The sequence below is a fragment of the Arthrobacter sp. TB 26 genome, assembly GCF_000427315.1.
In the GTDB taxonomy this organism is placed as follows: domain Bacteria; phylum Actinomycetota; class Actinomycetes; order Actinomycetales; family Micrococcaceae; genus Arthrobacter.
In genome coordinates this window covers 1-2,116 of record NZ_AUPJ01000360.1, presented here as the reverse complement: position 1 = coordinate 2,116, position 2,116 = coordinate 1, and the positions used below count along the sequence as shown (strand labels likewise).

The following is a 2,116-nucleotide window of genomic DNA, read 5'->3' as shown; positions in this document are numbered from 1 at the left end:
CCCGCCGGCGGAGCAGCACCGGCCGCAACGGGGCCGTCGTGGTTGGATGTTGCCGCGATCGCCGTGGCGGCGGAACCCCTCGGGAGCCAGCCCCGCGGCGGCACCGAGGACCGTGAGGGCGGTCTGAGCCAGCTGGTTGTGGCCGCCGGGGATCGGCACGACATTAAGATTCCGGCGGAGTCACTGCTCGCCGAGTTGCTCTGTGCCAAAGGCAAGGTGGCGGAAGGCCTGGGGCTGGCCCGCGAGGCCTGGCACGGGGCGCGCAGCGCCAGCCAGGCGTTGCCCCTCGTCTACGAAGACCTCCTGGTGCGCTACAGCCTGAGCCTGAACTGGGCGGGGGAGTGGGAGGCGCTCGCCTCGGCCCTCGATGAGTACGAGGCTGACTTCCCCTCGAGGCTGCTGCTCAGCGGCGGCATCCTGCACTTGATGAGAGGCCTCGCCCGTGTCCGCCAGGGGCGCATGCCCGAGGGCATTGCCGAACTCGTTCTCGGCGTCGAGGAACTCACCATCGCCGATCCCTGGGAGTTGCTGCCCTTCGCCCATTCGGTCGCCGCGTACGCCAACTCCGTGGTGGGCCACACGGGGGAGGCCGAGGAGCACGCGGCGGCCTTTCGGCTTTCCCGGTACCGCGGGCCGGGGGCGCTGCCCCTGCTCGCTGACGCGTACTCCACCGCGGCCGGCGGGGCACCGGGCGGCGGCGAGGTCAGCAAGAGGCTCGCCGGCCTGGCCGCGGAGGCCAAACGGCAGGGATTGCGGGGAATTGAGACGGACATCAGGCGACTGGCCTTGCGTCACGGGGACACTGGGGCTGCGGACGGTCTTGCCCGCAGCAGCCTCGCGGTCGAGGGGCGGGAGGCCAGCATGCTGCACGATTATGCGCTCGCGGTGCTGCAAGCTGACGACGCCGAACTGGTCAGGATCAGTGACCGGGCCCTGCGTGCCGGCTATGTGCTGCTGGCTCTCGAGGCGGCCCAACAAGCGGAGCGGTGCCTGGCCGAAACCACGGACAAGCGGAAACTGCTGGCCGTCCAGCGCAAGATCCAGAACCGGATGACTGCTGCCGGAATGGCGGCCCACATTGATCTTGTCCGTCCCGAGCAGGATGCGGAGCTCACGGCCCGGGAAACCGAAATCCTGGACCTGGTCTCCGGCGGAGCCACCAACGCCGAGATCGCCAGCAGGCTCTGCGTGTCCCAGCGGACCGTGGAAGGACACCTCTACCGGGTCTTCGCCAAACTGGGCGTCAGCCGGCGGATCGATCTCATCGACACGGGCGGCGATTCACCCCGGCCGTGAGGTCCCTCCCAGCGGGATAACCCGGGGAAACAGCGGGAAACACCGGAAAACATTGGGTAGCCCGGCCCGCCCGCAGAACCACCCGCCGACCAGGGTGGTGCCGTTCCGTGGGATGATGGGCAGTAGTCCATTCGACCCGATCCGAGGAGGCCAGCGTGGCTTTTATGCCCACGTCAGAGTCCCAGGCCCTGCTCACGCCTGCACTGACCGACGACGAGGTGTTGCGGATCCGCAATGACTTCCCCATCCTCTCGAGGTCCATGGGCGGTCACCCGCTGATCTATCTGGATTCCGGGGCCACGTCGCAGAACCCGCTCAGCGTCATCGAGGCCGAGCAGGAGTTCTATGAGCAGCGGAACGCCGCCGTGCACCGCGGAGCCCACCTTCTGGCCGTAGAAGCCACGGAATCCTTCGAGGACGCCCGCGAAACCCTGGCTGCGTTCCTGGGGGCCGGGGCCGATGAGATCATCTGGACTTCCAACGCCACCGAGGGCCTGAACCTGCTCAGCTACGCGTTTCTGAACTCGTCCCTGCCGGGCGCCGCAGCCGAGGCGGCGCAATTCGCCCTGGGCGCCGGCGACGAGATTGTGGTCACCGAGATGGAGCACCACGCGAACCTCATCCCGTGGCAGCAGCTCGCCGAGCGGACCGGTGCCACGCTCCGGTTCATCCCGGTCGACGACGCCGGTGTGCTGGATCTCGACGCTGCCGCCGGCATCATCAACCCGGCCACCAGGGTCCTCGCCTTCAGCCACGCCTCTAATGTCCTGGGCACCATCAACCCGGTCAAGACGCTGGTGGCGATGGCCCGCGAGGCGGG

General features: G+C 68.6%; 2 protein-coding genes. Both read left to right on the top strand.

Features of this window, described 5'->3' with window-relative positions; translation table 11 throughout:
* Positions 1-1,296: helix-turn-helix transcriptional regulator (locus K789_RS0113935; protein WP_192815771.1), on the top strand; the 1,296-nt coding region annotated here is incomplete at its 5' end.
* A gap of 164 nt (positions 1,297-1,460) precedes the next feature.
* On the top strand, positions 1,461-2,116 hold a 656-nt coding region (locus tag K789_RS0113930; protein WP_035739810.1), incomplete at its 3' end, for an aminotransferase class V-fold PLP-dependent enzyme.